General features: G+C 63.6%; 13 protein-coding genes. 5 read left to right on the top strand and 8 right to left on the bottom strand.

Annotation, left to right across the window (positions count from 1 at the left end; translation table 11 throughout):
* Nucleotides 1–149 precede the first annotated feature (149 nt).
* Together CQW31_RS22835 and CQW31_RS22830 are read right to left on the bottom strand one after the other, a co-directional pair.
* A complete protein-coding gene (locus CQW31_RS22835; RefSeq protein WP_099815454.1) occupies nt 150–1,121 on the bottom strand; it encodes an FAD:protein FMN transferase in 972 nt (323 codons plus the stop codon).
* A gap of 224 nt (nt 1,122–1,345) precedes the next feature.
* A complete protein-coding gene (locus CQW31_RS22830) occupies nt 1,346–2,809 on the bottom strand; it encodes a glyceraldehyde-3-phosphate dehydrogenase (RefSeq protein ID WP_099815453.1) in 1,464 nt (487 codons plus the stop codon).
* A 168-nt stretch (nt 2,810–2,977) separates the two neighbouring features.
* Between CQW31_RS22830 and mfd the strand changes: the two genes are divergently transcribed.
* Genes mfd through CQW31_RS22815 form a run of 3 tightly spaced genes read left to right on the top strand, consistent with a single transcriptional unit; the run spans nt 2,978 to nt 10,322 of the window.
* A complete protein-coding gene (mfd, locus tag CQW31_RS22825) occupies nt 2,978–6,427 on the top strand; it encodes a transcription-repair coupling factor (RefSeq protein WP_099815452.1) in 3,450 nt (1,149 codons plus the stop codon).
* A gap of 9 nt (nt 6,428–6,436) precedes the next feature.
* Nucleotides 6,437–7,009 carry a CsiV family protein gene (locus tag CQW31_RS22820; RefSeq protein ID WP_054883495.1) on the top strand — a complete coding sequence of 191 codons (573 nt, stop codon included), beginning with the start codon at nt 6,437–6,439 and terminating at the stop codon, nt 7,007–7,009.
* Nucleotides 7,010–7,013: 4 nt separating this feature from the next.
* A complete protein-coding gene (locus CQW31_RS22815; protein WP_099815451.1) occupies nt 7,014–10,322 on the top strand; it encodes a DEAD/DEAH box helicase in 3,309 nt (1,102 codons plus the stop codon).
* Between the two features lie 110 nt (nt 10,323–10,432).
* Here the strand turns inward: CQW31_RS22815 and nagZ are convergent, their stop codons facing one another.
* Genes nagZ through CQW31_RS22800 form a run of 3 tightly spaced genes read right to left on the bottom strand, consistent with a single transcriptional unit; the run spans nt 10,433 to nt 12,723 of the window.
* Nucleotides 10,433–11,431, bottom strand: a complete 999-nt coding sequence (gene nagZ, locus CQW31_RS22810) for a beta-N-acetylhexosaminidase (RefSeq protein ID WP_178075585.1) — start codon at nt 11,429–11,431, stop codon at nt 10,433–10,435.
* A gap of 19 nt (nt 11,432–11,450) precedes the next feature.
* Nucleotides 11,451–11,975, bottom strand: coding sequence for a L,D-transpeptidase (locus CQW31_RS22805; RefSeq protein ID WP_054883493.1), 525 nt, complete (start codon nt 11,973–11,975; stop codon nt 11,451–11,453).
* A gap of 40 nt (nt 11,976–12,015) precedes the next feature.
* A complete protein-coding gene (locus CQW31_RS22800; protein ID WP_054883492.1) occupies nt 12,016–12,723 on the bottom strand; it encodes a TetR/AcrR family transcriptional regulator in 708 nt (235 codons plus the stop codon).
* A 212-nt stretch (nt 12,724–12,935) separates the two neighbouring features.
* On the opposite strand from CQW31_RS22800, the gene lexA reads away from it, so the two are divergent.
* Nucleotides 12,936–13,544, top strand: coding sequence for a transcriptional repressor LexA (gene lexA, locus CQW31_RS22795; protein WP_099815449.1), 609 nt, complete (start codon nt 12,936–12,938; stop codon nt 13,542–13,544).
* A gap of 13 nt (nt 13,545–13,557) precedes the next feature.
* Nucleotides 13,558–14,034 carry an SOS-induced cell division inhibitor SulA gene (gene sulA, locus CQW31_RS22790; protein ID WP_099815448.1) on the top strand — a complete coding sequence of 159 codons (477 nt, stop codon included), beginning with the start codon at nt 13,558–13,560 and terminating at the stop codon, nt 14,032–14,034.
* Between the two features lie 39 nt (nt 14,035–14,073).
* Here sulA and CQW31_RS22785 read toward each other — a convergent pair whose 3' ends face one another.
* From CQW31_RS22785 to CQW31_RS22775, 3 genes are all read right to left on the bottom strand, one after another.
* Nucleotides 14,074–14,307, bottom strand: a complete 234-nt coding sequence (locus CQW31_RS22785) for a hypothetical protein (protein ID WP_054883489.1) — start codon at nt 14,305–14,307, stop codon at nt 14,074–14,076.
* Nucleotides 14,308–14,357: 50 nt separating this feature from the next.
* Nucleotides 14,358–14,873, bottom strand: a complete 516-nt coding sequence (locus tag CQW31_RS22780) for a DUF6586 family protein (RefSeq protein WP_054883488.1) — start codon at nt 14,871–14,873, stop codon at nt 14,358–14,360.
* A 126-nt stretch (nt 14,874–14,999) separates the two neighbouring features.
* The coding region (locus tag CQW31_RS22775; RefSeq protein WP_143524246.1) for an IS3 family transposase at nt 15,000–15,634 on the bottom strand (635 nt) is incomplete at its 5' end.

Below are 15,634 nucleotides of genomic sequence, written 5' to 3'. Positions count from 1 at the left end.
TGCCGCCGGGGCGTCATGAGAAAATTCGGGTGCAGTCTAATCAAGCGTGAACGCCGCGCACATTAACCCTTGGTCGCGTCGTAGGCCAATTTTGCCTGCACTACATGTCATTCACCGATCCCTGGCGGCGATCATCCCTGGCAACGCTTTCAATCGCCTTTCACCGCCTGCTCGAATGCAGGGGTCGCTCGGGAGACGAAGCCACCGTCTGCCCGAGTCACCAAAACCGCAGCCAGATCATGGGCCAGGGCAAAATCCCAGCCGCGCTCTGGCCCCAGGATCAGCAACAGGGTCGAATAGCCATCGGCCTGCAGCGCCGAGGCATCGAGCACGGTGACCGCGGCCAGGTCGTGGTCGACCGGGCGCCCCAGGCGTGCGTCGAACGTGTGTGAATAGCGCCGGCCATTCTCCTCGAAATAGTGGCGATAGTCACCCGAGGTCGACACCCCCAGGCCATTGACCGGGATGATCTGGCGGGCGATCTGCCGGTCTTCGCGCGGCAATTCAAGGGCGATGCGCCAGGGGCTGCCGTCGGGCTTGCGGCCCACGGCCTTGAGCTCACCGGTGGCTTCGGCGATGAAACTGGCCACGCCCATGGCGCGCAGGCGCTCGGCGATCAGGTCGACGGCGTGGCCAGCAGCGATGCTGTTGAAATCCAGTTGCACCGCAGCGTCCTTGCACAGTGCCTGGCCGTCGATGCGCAGGTGGTGGTAACCGACGCGCTGGCGGGCCTGGGCCAGGGCCAGCGGATCGGGCACCTGCTCCTGGCGGGCTTGCGGGCCGAACCCCCAGAGGTCGAGCAATGGCTCGACGGTGAGGTCGAAAGCGCCATCACTCTGTTCGGCCAGGTGCTGGCCGAATGCGGCCAGCTCAAGCATGTCGGGCGGCAAAGCCATGCACTGGTTGGCGGGCAGCAGGTTGAACTGGCTGACGGTGGAGTCGCCGCGGTAGGTCGAGTAATGCTGGTCGATGTCGTTGAGGATGGTCTCGACCGCCGCCTGGACCTGGGCCGGTGCCGGGCCGCCGGGTTCGCGGACGTACTGGATGCTGTAGCTGCTGCCCATGGTCGGGCCGCCCAGGCGTTCCAGGGTCGGGCCTTGGTTGCAGGCGGTGAGGAGCATCAACAGGATTGAGAGAAGTGCACGCAATATCGAGATCTCGATTGTCTGTACCTACCTCTTCGCGGGCTTGCCCGCTCCCACAGGGATATCACAAGCCTTGAAAGCAGTGATATCCCTGTGGGAGCGGGCAAGCCCGCGAAGAGGCCGGCACAGGCAACAACAAATGCCAGGCAAAAAAAACGGGAACCCGAAGGTTCCCGTTTTTTCATGCGCTTACAAGCGAATCAGCGTGGAAACGCTGGCGGGTTCACACCCGACATCTCTTCCATCACGCGAACGACCTGGCAGCTGTAACCGAATTCGTTGTCGTACCAGACGTACAGGACAACGCGGTTGTCGTTGGCGATGGTCGCCTCGGCATCCACCACACCGGCGTGGCGCGATCCGACGAAGTCGGTCGAAACCACTTCTTGCGAGCTGACGTAGTCGATCTGCTTGTGCAGTTCCGAGTGCATGGCGGTCTGGCGCAGGTACTCGTTGATTTCGTCGCGGGTGGTCGGCTTCTCAAGGTTCAGGTTGAGAATGGCCATCGAAACGTTCGGCGTCGGAACGCGGATGGCGTTGCCGGTCAGCTTGCCCTTCAGCACTGGCAGCGCCTTGGCGGCAGCGGTGGCGGCGCCGGTTTCGGTGATGACCATGTTCAGCGGCGCGGCACGGCCACGGCGGCTGCCCTTGTGGAAGTTGTCGATCAGGTTCTGGTCGTTGGTGAACGAGTGAACGGTTTCGACGTGGCCGTTGACGATGCCGTACTGGTCATTGATGGCCTTGAGCACCGGCACGATGGCGTTGGTGGTGCACGAAGCTGCCGAGATGATCTTGTCATCGGCAGTGATGTCGCCGTGGTTGATGCCATGCACGATGTTCTTCAGCGCGCCCTTGCCCGGCGCAGTGAGGATCACGCGGGCAGCGCCCGGGCAGGCCAGGTGCTGGCCCAGGCCATCGGCGTCACGCCATACACCGGTGTTGTCGACGATCAGCGCATTGTTGATGCCGTACTGGGTGTAGTCGACTTCGCTCGGGCTCTTGGCGTAGATGATCTGGATCAGGTTGCCGTTGGCAGTGATGGTGTTGTTGGCTTCATCGATGGTGATGGTGCCATCGAACGGGCCATGCACCGAGTCACGGCGCAGCAGGCTGGCACGCTTGACCAGGTCGTTCTCGGCGCCTTTGCGCACGACAATGGCACGCAGACGCAGGCCGTCGCCGCCACCGGTCTTCTCGATCAGGATGCGCGCCAGCAGGCGGCCGATGCGACCGAAGCCGTACAGGACGACGTCGGTACCCTTGCGGGCCGAAGCGTTCTGTTGGCCAACCACGTCGGCCAGCTCTTCACGGACGAACTGCTCGGCAGTGCGGCCGTTGCCCTCCTGCTTGAACTTGTTGGCCAGCTTGCCCAGGTCGACCGAAGCGGCGCCCAGTTTCAGCTCGCTCATGGCCTTGAGCAGGGGGAATGTCTCGTGTACGGACAGTTCGGTCTCGTCGGTCTGACGGTGACGCGCAAAGCGGTGGGCTTTGAGGATCGAGATAACCGAACGGTTGATCAGGCTGCGGCCATAAATCGAGCTCACCACATTGTTGTTGCGGTAGAGCTGACCGATAAGCGGGATCATCGCTTCAGCCAGCGCTTCACGATCGATCCACTCACCAAGACACTGGTCGGGCTTCTGAGTCACGGGAACCTTCCACATGTAGGGACAGAAAAAAGGGGCTACATTATGACGCCCCAGCGCGTAACCGGCAATGAGCGCCTGTCGCCGATGGCAAAGCCTGCTGTTCATGGCCTGTGAAGCCTGACAGCAGGCACCGTCACCGGTACAATCGATCTCTTTGCCGCAACGCTTGGAGTGCAATCTCCCGTGTCAGTTCTGCGCCTTCCGCAAATGTCGGCCACGGCCGGCAAACAAACCTGGGGCAACCTGCCCGGGGCCGCCCTCAGCCTGGCCATCGCCGAGGCCGCCAGCAGCGCGGGTCGCTTCACCCTGCTGCTGACCGCCGACAGCCAGGCAGCCGATCGTCTGGAACAGGAACTTCGCTTCTTTGCCCCGGACCTGCCGGTGCTGCCGTTCCCCGATTGGGAAACCCTGCCCTACGACCTGTTCTCGCCGCACCAGGACATCATTTCCCAGCGTATCGCCAGCCTCTACCGGTTGCCCGAACTGAGCCACGGCATTCTGGTGGTGCCGATCACCACCGCCCTGCACCGCCTGGCCCCCACGCGCTTCCTGCTGGGCAGCAGCCTGGTGCTCGACGTGGGCCAGACCGTTGACGTCGAGCAGATGCGCACGCGCCTTGAGGCCACCGGCTACCGCTGCGTAGACACGGTCTACGAGCATGGTGAGTTCGCCGTGCGTGGCGCGCTGATCGACTTGTTCCCGATGGGTAGCAAGCTGCCTTATCGCATCGACCTGTTCGATGACGAGATCGAGACCCTGCGCACCTTCGACCCGGAAACCCAGCGCTCGATCGACAAGGTCGACTCGATCCGCCTGCTGCCGGCGCGCGAGTTCCCCATGCAGAAGGAAGAGGTGACCCGCTTCAAGGCGCGTTTCCGTGAGCGTTTCGATGTCGACTTCCGCCGCAGCGCGATCTTCCAGGACCTGGCCAGCGGCATCATCCCCGCCGGCATCGAGTACTACCTGCCGCTGTTCTTCGAAGAAACCTCGACCCTGTTCGACTACCTCCCCGCCGACACCCAGGTGTTCTCGCTGCCAGGCGTCGAGCAGGCTGCCGAGCACTTCTGGAGCGACGTGCGCGGGCGCTATGAAGAACGCCGCGGCGACCTGACCCGCCCGCTGCTGCCGCCAGCCGAGCTGTTCCTGCCGGTGGAAGACTGCTTCGCCCAACTCAAGCAGTGGCCACGGGTGGTGGTCAGCCCCGACGACATCGAAACCGGTGTCGGCCGCGAGCGCTTCCCTGCGCGCAGCCTGCCCAACCTTGCCATCGAAGCCAAGGCCAACCAGCCGCTGGCGGCGCTGGCCGAGTTCCTCGATCAGTTCAGCGGCCGCGTGCTGTTCACCGCCGAATCGGCGGGCCGCCGCGAGGTACTGCTGGAACTGCTCGAACGCCTCAAGCTGCGCCCACAGACGGTCGACAGCTGGGCCGACTTCATTACCGGCGGCGAACGCCTGGCGATCACCATCGCCCCGCTCGACGACGGCTTGCTGCTGGACGACCCGGCCGTCGCCCTGGTTGCCGAGAGCCCGCTGTTCGGCCAGCGCGTGATGCAGCGTCGGCGCCGTGAAAAACGCGGCGAGGCTGCCAACGACGCGGTGATCAAGAACCTCACCGAACTGCGCGAAGGCGCGCCGGTGGTGCATATCGACCATGGCGTGGGCCGCTACCTGGGCCTGGCCACCCTGGAGATCGACGGCCAGGCCGCCGAATTCCTCACCCTGGAATACGCCGAGGGCGCCAAGCTGTATGTGCCGGTGGCCAACCTGCACCTGATCGCCCGCTACACCGGCAGCGATGACGCCCTGGCGCCGCTGCACCGGCTGGGTTCCGAGGCCTGGCAGAAAGCCAAGCGCAAGGCCGCCGAACAGGTCCGCGACGTGGCGGCCGAGCTGCTCGACATCTATGCCCGCCGCGCGGCGCGCAAGGGCTATGCCTTCGCTGACCCCGCCGCTGACTACGCCACTTTCAGCGCAGGCTTCCCGTTCGAGGAAACCCCTGACCAGCAAGCAGCGATCGAGGCGGTGCGGCTCGACATGCTGGCGCCCAAGCCGATGGACCGCCTGGTGTGTGGCGACGTCGGCTTCGGCAAGACCGAAGTGGCCATGCGCGCCGCCTTCATTGCCGTGCACAGTGGCCGCCAGGTGGCGGTGCTGGTGCCCACCACCCTGCTCGCCCAGCAGCACTACAACAGCTTCCGCGACCGCTTTGCCGAATGGCCGGTGAAGGTCGAAGTGATGAGCCGTTTCAAGTCGGCCAAGGAAGTGGCCGCAGCGGCCGCCGACCTCGCCGAAGGCAAGATCGACATCCTCATCGGCACCCACAAGCTGCTGCAGGATGACGTGCGCTTCAAGGACCTGGGCCTGGCCATCATCGACGAGGAACACCGCTTCGGCGTACGCCAGAAAGAGCAGCTCAAGGCCCTGCGCAGCGAAGTGGACATCCTCACCCTGACCGCCACACCGATCCCGCGTACGCTGAACATGGCGGTGGCGGGCATGCGCGACCTGTCGATCATCGCCACCCCGCCGGCGCGGCGCCTGTCGGTGCGTACCTTCGTCATGGAGCAGAACAAGAGCACGGTCAAAGAGGCGCTGCTGCGTGAACTGCTGCGCGGTGGCCAGGTGTACTACCTGCACAACGATGTGAAAACCATCGAAAAGTGCGCCGCCGAACTGGCCGAGCTGGTCCCGGAAGCGCGTATCGGCATCGGCCACGGGCAGATGCGCGAGCGCGAACTGGAACAGGTGATGAGCGACTTCTACCACAAGCGCTTCAACGTGCTGATCGCCTCGACCATCATCGAGACCGGTATCGACGTGCCCAGTGCCAACACCATCGTCATCGAGCGCGCCGACAAGTTCGGCCTGGCCCAGCTGCACCAGCTGCGTGGACGGGTTGGTCGTAGCCACCACCAGGCCTACGCCTACCTGCTGACGCCGCAGCGCCAGAAGATCAGCGCCGACGCCGAAAAGCGCCTGGAAGCCATCGCCAACACCCAGGACCTCGGTGCCGGCTTCGTGCTAGCCACCAACGACCTGGAAATCCGCGGTGCCGGCGAGTTGCTTGGCGAAGGCCAGAGCGGGCAGATCCAGGCCGTGGGCTTCACCCTGTACATGGAAATGCTCGAACGTGCGGTCAAGGCCATCCGCAAAGGCACCCAGCCAAACCTCGAGCAGCCGCTGGGCGGCGGCCCGGAGATCAACCTGCGCCTGCCGGCGCTGATCCCCGAGGACTATTTGCCCGACGTGCACGCCCGCCTGATCCTCTACAAGCGCATCGCCTCGGCGGCCGACGAAGAGGGCTTGAAGGACTTGCAGGTTGAGATGATCGACCGCTTCGGCCTGCTTCCCGAGCCGACCAAGAACCTCATGCGCCTGACCCAGCTCAAGCTGCAGGCGGAAACCCTCGGCATCAAGAAAGTCGACGCCGGCCCCAATGGCGGCAAGCTCGAATTCGAGGCCGAGACCCCGGTCGACCCGCTGACCCTGATCAAGCTGATCCAGAGCCAGCCCAAACGCTACAAGTTCGAAGGCGCGACGCAGTTCCGTTTCCTGGTACCGATGGAACGCCCCGAAGAACGCTTCAACACCTTGGAGGCGCTGTTCGAGCGCCTGACCCCACAGCCTGCCTAAGGAAGATCCATGCGTGCCATCCGTTGCCTGACCCTGCTGTTCGCGCTGTTCGCGCCGGCCGCCTTTGCCGAAGGGATGTATCAGGTGGAAATGATTCTGGTGCGGCAGAACAGCGTGCCCGCCTTCACCAGCCCGTTCGCCCCGGAAGACTGGAGCGCCGGCGCCCCGCGCCTGGACAAGGGCGCCGAACGCCCACTGGCGCTGCAGGATGAGGCCACCCGCCTGCAAGCCACTGCCGACTACACCGTGTTGCTGCACAAGGCCTGGCAACAGCCGGTCAGCAGCGACACCAGCCGCATCGCCCTGAGCGCCGGCGCCGAGCAGTTCGGCCACTTCCCCATCGAGGGCAACCTGGGCATCACCGCCGGCCGCTTCATCGGCGTGGAGGCCAACTTCTGGGTCAACCAGCTGGACAGCAACGGCAACGTACTGCAAAGCGAGCAGTTCAAGCAGAGCAACAGCAACATGAAAGGCGGCCAACTGACGTTCCTCGATGGCGGCCACCTGGCCCTGCTGCTGAAGGTCACGCCCCCGGGCACGCCGAAGATGCCGGTGATGGACCCGGAGATGATGGAGCAGTGATGCAATGAGCCGCGACGCTCTCCAGCTGCTGCGCGAATACCCGAACTGGACCCAGTCGTTCACCGGCCCGGTCCTGCAGCGCGGCGAGCGTTACGCCCGGGAAGACCGGGTAGAGGTCGAACACTGCAGCGGCCCGATCATCGAAGCCACCTGTCGTGGCAGCGAAGGCAGCCGCTATCGGCTGAAGATCACCCTCACCGCCCTGGCTGGCCGCTGCCACGTACGCGGCCAGTGCAGTTGCCCAGTGGGGCAGAACTGCAAGCACTGCGCCGCCGTATTGCTCACCTTGAGCGAGCCGCAGGCAGCGGCAAAACACGCTGGCGACGCACTGCCAGCCAACCTGCAGCGCTGGCTGAAAGGCCTTGAGCAACCCGCCCCGGAAACCGCCGAAGCGCAAGATAAACGTGGACGCATGGTTTGCTACCAGCTCAGGCTGACCGAGGAACCTGGCTGCGCCCTGCGGGTACGCAAAGGCATGCGCGAAGAGGAGGGCTTGCGTTACAGCCGCGTGCAGTCACTGTATGAATTCCTCTACGAACCACCGCGTTTCGTCAAAGAGGAAGACATCCGCATCCTGCGCCTGCTCTCGGCACTGAACCAGGCCGGTAGCCAGGATCGCGGCTACCAGCTCACAGGCCGCGAAGGCGGCGAACTGTTCCAGCGTGCACTGGATACCGGGCGCATGCTCTGTGACGAGAACAAACCGCTGCTGCGCGAGGGCCCGGCGCTTGCCGCCGAGTTCCGCTGGGTGCGACTGGATAACGGCCATTATCGCGGCATCTGGTATCACGGCGAAACACCGCTGAACTGCGTGATTGCACTACTGCCGCTTTACTACTTCGATTTTTCGAGCAGTGAAGCAGGCAAGCTCGAGCACAGCCTCGACCCTCACATTGCCCTGCAACTGACCATCGCTCCTGACGTTCCGGAACACCTCGTCGTGCCTCTCAGCCACAAGCTCAATGCCTTGAACCACCAGCTTCCTACGCCGACCACGCTGGACGAACAGCTCATCGATGACCTGCAGCCCAGGCCCCACCTGACCCTCGGCAGCCTCGAATTCAGCGCCTACACGCCCAAGACCGGGCGTATGCAACGGCAGATGCAGCACCGCGCCGCACTCGCGTTCGACTACGACGGCCTGCGCGCCAGTGGCAATGACGACAAGCCGTTGACCCGCCTGGTCGACGCCACCTGTCAGCGCATCCGCCGCCAGCCCCAGGCCGAGCAGGCACAGCGCAAGGTGCTGCGCGACTTCGGCTTCAAACCCGCCACCCGGCAGAGCAAGGCCCTGCCCGACAGTGCTGGCGAGATGCTCCAGCTGCCCGACGACGAGGCCTGGCTGCGCTTTGCCCGCGATGGCCTGCCACGCTTGCGCGAGGCTGGCTGGGACATCGAAATCCACCGTGACTTCGCCTTCAACCTGCAGGACGTGGACGACTGGTACGCCACTATCGAGGAAGCGCCGGGGCATGAATGGTTCGACCTGGAGCTGGGTATCGTGGTCGAAGGCCAGCGTCACAGCCTGCTGCCGATCGTGCTGCAACTGTTGCGCAGCAACCCCGAACTGCTGCGCCCCAGCGAACTGGCGCGGCGCAGCGACGATGAGCATTTGTTGATCGACCTCAATCGCGGCCGCCTGGATAGCCCGGCGCTGCGCGTTGCGCTTCCCTATGGCCGCATCAAGGCAGTGATGGGCACGCTCGGCGAACTGTACCTGCACGAGGACGCGGTCGGCCCTACCCTGCGCATGGACCGTGCCGACGCCGCGCGGCTGAATGACATCGAACACCTGCCACTGCACTGGGAAGGTGGCGCCCATGTGCGCGACCTTGGCCGGCGCCTGCGCGACGCCCGCGAGCTGCAGGTCGAAGTGCCGAGCGGGCTCAACGCCACCCTGCGGCCTTACCAGCAGCAAGGCCTGAACTGGCTGCAGGCCCTGCGCGAAATGGGCACCGGCGGCATCCTTGGCGACGACATGGGCCTGGGCAAGACCCTGCAGGCCCTGGCTCATCTGCTGCTGGAAAAACAGTCCGGGCGCCTGACCGCCCCGGCCCTGGCGGTGATGCCAACCAGCCTGGTACCCAACTGGCTCGATGAAGCGCAACGCTTCGCTCCCGGCCTGCGCGTGCTGGCCCTGCATGGCCCCGGCCGCAGCAAGCATTTCGCCAAGCTGCACGAATACGACCTGGTACTGAGCACCTACGCCCTGCTGCCTCGCGACCTGGAACACCTGCGCGCGCAAGCCTGGCATGTGCTGGTGCTGGACGAGGCACAGAACATCAAGAGCAGCACCAGCAAAGCCGCCCAGGCCGTCGGCGAACTGCAGGCCAACCAGCGCCTGTGCCTGACCGGCACGCCAATGGAGAACAACCTGGGCGAGCTGTGGTCGATCTTCCACTTCCTCATGCCCGGCTGGCTGGGAGACGTGAAACGCTTCAACCAGGATTACCGCACCCCTATCGAGCGCCACGGCGACGCCGAGCGCCTGGCCCACCTGGTCAGCCGGGTGCGCCCGTTCCTGCTGCGCCGCACCAAGGAACAGGTGGCCACCGAGCTGCCGGCGAAAACCGAAATGGTCCACTGGGTCGAACTCAGTGACGCCCAGCGCGACACCTACGAGGCGGTGCGCGTGGCCATGGACAAGAAGGTCCGCGACGAAATTGCCCGCAATGGCGCGGCGCGCAGCCAGATCGTGATCCTCGACGCCCTGCTCAAGCTGCGCCAGGTGTGCTGCGACCTGCGCCTGGTCAAAGGGGTCGAGACCAAAGGCAACCAGGCCGACAAGGGCAAGCTCGGCGCGCTACTGGAGATGCTCGAAGAGCTGCTCAGCGAGGGTCGCCGTGTCCTGCTGTTCTCGCAGTTCACCTCGATGCTGGCGCTGATCGAGCAGGAGCTGGAAAAGCGCAAGATCCGCTATAGCCTGCTCACCGGCGACACCCGCGACCGACGCACCCCGGTGCAGCAGTTCCAGCAGGGCGACAGCGAAGTGTTCCTGATAAGCCTCAAGGCCGGAGGGGTGGGGCTGAACCTCACCGCTGCGGACACCGTAATCCACTTCGACCCGTGGTGGAACCCGGCCAGCGAGAACCAGGCGACCGACCGTGCCTACCGGATCGGCCAGGACAAGCCGGTGTTCGTGTTCAAGCTGATTACCCGGGGGACGGTGGAAGAAAAGATCCAGGCGCTGCAGCAGGAGAAGGCAGCGCTGGCGGCGAGCCTGCTCGATGGAGGGCAGGCAGGGCAATGGCGACTTGGCGATGACGAGATCGACGCGCTGTTTGCCCCGCTACCTGGCAAGCGAACCCGATAACCTGTACCGGCCTCTTCGCGGGACACGCCCGCTCCCCTAGGTAGTGTACCGTTCTTGAGGTGGGTGAAATCCTGTGGGAGCGGGCTTGTCCTGCGAAGAGGCCGGTACAGTCAATCGACCAGCTGTGCGTCTTTCAAGGCCCCCAGGGCCTCCAGCCAACGCGGCTGCTGGCGATAATCGGTACGGGCAAAGCCACGCCCGCGCATCTGCGCAATACGCGCCGACGGCTTGACCTTCAAGCGCTGCGCTGCGGTCAACGCCAGCTCCGCCGCCGCCCGGTCGTTGCACACCAGGCCCATGTCGCAACCGGCGCTCAGCGCCGCCTCGATGCGATTGGCGGCATCACCCACCACATGCGCACCAGCCATCGAAAGATCGTCACTGAAGATCACCCCGTCGAAGCCCAGCTCGCCGCGCAAGATGTCCTGCAGCCAGCGGCGCGAGAACCCGGCAGGCTGGTTGTCGACCTGCGGGTAGATCACATGCGCCGGCATCACCGCTGCCAGTTGCCCGCTAAGGCGGGAGAACGGCACCAGGTCCGCCTGGCGCAGCTGTTCGAGGCTGCGCTCGTCGGTAGGAATCGCTACATGCGAATCCGCCTCGGCCCAGCCATGCCCTGGGAAATGCTTGCCGCAAGCTGCCATGCCCGCCGCATTCATGCCGCGAATGAATGCGCCAGCCAGCTGTGTGGCACGCTCAGGGTTGCCTTCGAAGGCACGGCTGCCAACCACCGCGCTGCGCTGGTGGTCGAGGTCGAGCACCGGAGCGAAGCTGAGGTCCAGGCCGACCGCGAGCACCTCGGTGGCCATCAGCCAGCCGCACTGCTCGGCCAGGTACTCGGCATTGGCATTGTCGGCGATGGCGCGCATCGCCGGCAGGCGTACGAAGCCCTGGCGCAGGCGCTGCACGCGGCCGCCTTCCTGGTCGACCGCAAGGATCAGGTCGGGACGGATGGCGCGAATCGATGCGCACAGCTCACGCACCTGGCGTGGGCTGTCGATGTTGCGGGCGAAGATGATCAGGCCGGCCACTTCCGGCTGGCGTAGAAGCTGGCGATCTTCGGCAGTCAGCCATTTACCGGCGATATCCACCATCAGGGAGCCTTGCAGGCTGGTCATAGGCAATCCTTCATTGCAGAGTCAGTGAAGCCCACTCAGGGCAAGCGGCCTCGTCGATGCGCACCGGGCAATGTGCCGGGACGCGCTCGAAAAGGCCAAGCATGTCGATGTTGCGCAAGCGTATGCAGCCATGGGACAGCGGCACGCCCAAGGGTTCCGTGTCTGGCGTGCCGTGCAGATAGATGTGGCGGCGAAAGGTGTCGACACTACCCAGGCGGTTGACGCCCGGCTCGCAGCCACTGAGCCAGAAGATGCGGGTCAGGACCCAGTCCCGCCCGGGATGCTGCGCGTGCAGCGTCGGCGACCAGACCTCGCCCGTCCAGCGCCGGCCTTGCAGCACGGCATTGACTGGCAAGCCTGCGCCGATACGTGCACGCACCTGGTGTAGCCCGCGTGGTGTGCAGCCCGAGCCGTTGCGCTCACCTGCCCCATTGCGGGCGGTGGAAACCACGATGCGCACGCGCAACCGGCCTTGGGCAAAGCCGTAGAGGCGCTGGTCGGCGAGAGCGATGTGCAGGAAATCGAGGTCAGGCATGGGCGCTAGCTTAGCCGAAGCGCCCTGCCCCGCCCAGCCTTCAAGCCTTGGCAGTAGCGCTGCCGGACTTGCTGCGCGGGCGCAACTGGGCGCTGGCCATGGCGCTGTCGGTGACACCGCTGTCGGCACGCATGCCAGCGGCCAGGAATGGCACCATCAGGCGCATGACTTGCTCGATCGACGTGTTGATACCGAAATCGGTCTCGGCAATGGCGCGCAGCGCCTTGATCCCGGACATGCTGAACGCCGCGGCACCGAGCATGAAGTGTACGCGCCAGAACAATTCCAGCGGTGGGATGCGCGGTGCAGCTTCGTTTACCAACAGCATGTAGCGGCGGAACACCTTGCCGTACATGTCCTCGAGATAGCGCCGCAAATGGCCCTGGCTCTGACTGAACGCCAGGCCCAGCAGGCGCATGAAGATCGACAGGTCGTTGTTGCTGCGTGGCTGCACGACCAATGCCTGCTCTACCAGCATTTCCAGCAGCTCTTCAAGGCTGGGCTTCTGCTCGGGCTTGGCCTGTCGCCGCTCCAGCTCACGTTCGAGGCTGGCGCAGAACGGCCCGAGGAAACGCGAAAAGACGGCCTGGATCAGGGCCTTCTTCGAGCCGAAATGATAATTGACCGCTGCGAGGTTGACCCCGGCCTTGCTGGTAATCAGCCGCAATGAGGTTTCCGCGAAGCCTCGTTCCGCGAACAGCTGCTCGGCAGCATCGAGGATGCGTTCAACGGTTTCAGATTGGGCCATCACTACTCCGCCAGACAGAGACAAACAGGTGTTTGAAACATACGTTTCAGCCCTGCCGATGTCAAGGCTCGGTGACTGGGCGGTCGCCATTTAAAGGCGCCAGACTGCAGGCTGCAAGCGTCATCCTGCGTATTTCCTGCAGCTTTGTGCTTGCAGCGAACCCAGCACTGTATATAATCCCAGGCACTGTATAAAAAGACAGAGCGCCCGCCATGTTGAAACTGACGCCACGCCAAGCCGAGATTCTGGCCTTCATCAAACGCTGCCTCGAAGACAACGGCTTCCCACCCACGCGTGCGGAAATCGCTCAGGAGCTGGGCTTCAAGTCGCCGAATGCCGCCGAGGAGCACCTCAAGGCCCTCGCCCGCAAAGGCGCAATCGAAATGACCCCGGGCGCTTCCCGTGGCATCCGTATACCGGGCTTTGAAGCCAAGGCCGAAGAAAACGGCTTGCCGATCATTGGCCGAGTCGCTGCTGGCGCTCCTATCCTCGCCGAGCAGCACATCGAGCAATCCTGCAACATCAACCCGACCTTCTTCCACCCCCCTGCCGACTATTTATTGCGTGTGCACGGCATGAGCATGAAGGACATCGGCATCTTCGACGGCGATCTGCTGGCGGTGCACACCTGCCGCGAGGCCCGTAATGGCCAGATCGTCGTCGCCCGTATCGGCGACGAAGTGACCGTCAAGCGCTTCAAGCGCGAAGGCAGCAAGGTCTGGCTCATCGCCGAAAACCCCGAGTTCGCCCCTATCGAAGTCGACCTGAAAGAGCAGGAACTGGTGATCGAGGGTTTGAGTGTCGGCGTCATTCGCCGCTGATTCAGGAGGCGTCATGCAGCAGTCCATCCAAGCACATCAGCAGGTCCAGCTTCCGCTGTTCGAAGCGTTCCTCGCCCAGCCGGTACTGCCAGGCCTGAAGGCCAGCGAGCAGGCACGCAAGAGCAGCCATCCGGAGCTGTTCAGCGAACTGTCACTGCGTGGCGCCCCCGAACACTGCCAGAGCCTGTTGGCGCCGGTATTGCGCGAGCTTAGCGAGGAGGAGGAAGCGCGCTGGCTGACGCTGATCGCCCCACCGGCCAGCCTCACCCAGGCCTGGCTGCGCGATGCCGGGCTTAACCGCGAACGGATCCTGCTGCTGCATGCCCGTGGCAATCAGAGCGCACTGCAGCTGGCCTGCGAAGCGTTGCGCCTGGGCCGCAGCCACACCGTGGTCAGCTGGCTTGGCAGCGTCAACGCTACCGCTCGCCAACAACTGCTACGCGCTGCCAGTGTCGGAAACGCACAAAGCCTGAACATCCGCCTCGGCTGATGTTCAGGCTTTGCCTATGAAGCAGTGCAAGCGGGCGCTTTAGTGCAGTACACGCGGCCCTTCGTCGCGCTCCAGCTCACCCTCTACCAAGCGGCCTGCCATCTGCACGCCAACACTCAGCATTGCCTTGGCGACCTCGACATGCTGGCCCTGCAGGAACGCCTTGGCGTCTTCCGAGAAATCCAGGGTTACCAGGGAGCCTTCATCCTCGGCGCGACGCAGCTCGATACGGCCATCAGGCAACTCGACAATTTCCAGAAACGACGTAGACATATAGGGCAGTTCTCCACGAAAGGCCGGTAGTGTACCAGCCGTTGCAGCTATCAGCACTCACTCAACGCGTCGCGGAAACGTCTCACCAAGCCTTTGAGATTGTTCCGCCAACTTTCCAACTCTTCCCTAGACAACGCAGGGTGCTCGGGCTCATCGAGGTTGACGGCCTGAATCAACGGCTGGGTGACGTCGGTTTTTGCTGTTTTTTTCGCGACCGGTGGTCGGAACAAATCGGCATAAGCACTGACCAATTGCGCCAACCAGGTTTCCCGCTGGCGAACCAGTTCGAGCATTTCGGCCACTTCAGGGATGGCGATGGTGTTCAATGCATCATCGGCGAGCGCCTGCTCGACCGAAGCCACTACGGGCAGACGGTAGAATCCACCGATTTCATGGCACAGCCCCAACAGTGCGCCGTACAGGTGAAACAGCGCTGATTCACGTTCGGCCTGGACCAGGCCTTGGGCGTTCATGGCCTGGCTTTGTTCGGCCTTGGCCATGGATTCGAGGGCCAGCCCTGCGAAGAACAGTTTCTGGTTGGTGCGGGTGTAGAGTTCCTGGGCCATTTTCAGTGCCCTCCGTAAGGCTGCGAGGCGGATAGCTGCATCATAAATGATTGAGGCCGCTTTGCGCCCCTTCGCGGGCAAGCCCGCTCCCACAGGTATGGACTGCCCCCTAAAAGTTGGACAGTTCTATGCTGCAGCCTGAGCCCTGTACTCAACAGGGCTCAGGCCATTGAGCTTCAGTTTGATGCGGTCATGGTTGTAGTAGCGGATGTACTCGTCCAGGCCCGCTTTCAACTCATCGACACTCTCAAAGCGCTTCAGGTAGAAAAATTCAGACTTGAGCGTACCGAAGAAGCTTTCCATGGCCGCGTTGTCCAGGCAATTGCCCTTGCGCGACATGCTCTGTTTCACGCCTCGCCCACGGAGCTTGTGACGATACTGAGCCTGCTGGTAATGCCATCCCTGATCTGAATGCAGCACAAGCTTCGGCTTCTCTCCCAAGCAGTCGAGGGCCTTGTCGAGCATGTTCCCAACCAGGCTGTAGCAAGGACGTTTGGCCGTTTCGTACGCCACGATTTCACCGTTGTACAAATCCATCACCGGCGAGAGATAGAGCTTCTGTTGCGCCACCTTGAATTCAGTCACGTCGGTCACCCACTTCTGATTAGGCCGTTGGGCAACAAAATTTCGCTCCAGCAAATTCGCCGCCACCTTGCCGACAACACCACGATAGGAACGGTATTTCTTAGGCCGTACCACTGACTTCAACCCTTGCTCAGCCATCAGTCGTTCAACGACCTTCTTGTTCACCAGCTTGTCCT

This window comes from Pseudomonas sp. 382 (genome assembly GCF_002759075.1).
GTDB classification, from domain to species: domain Bacteria; phylum Pseudomonadota; class Gammaproteobacteria; order Pseudomonadales; family Pseudomonadaceae; genus Aquipseudomonas; species Aquipseudomonas vlassakiae.
The sequence above is the reverse complement of the archived record's forward strand: the minus strand, read 5'-3'. Positions and strand labels throughout refer to the sequence as shown.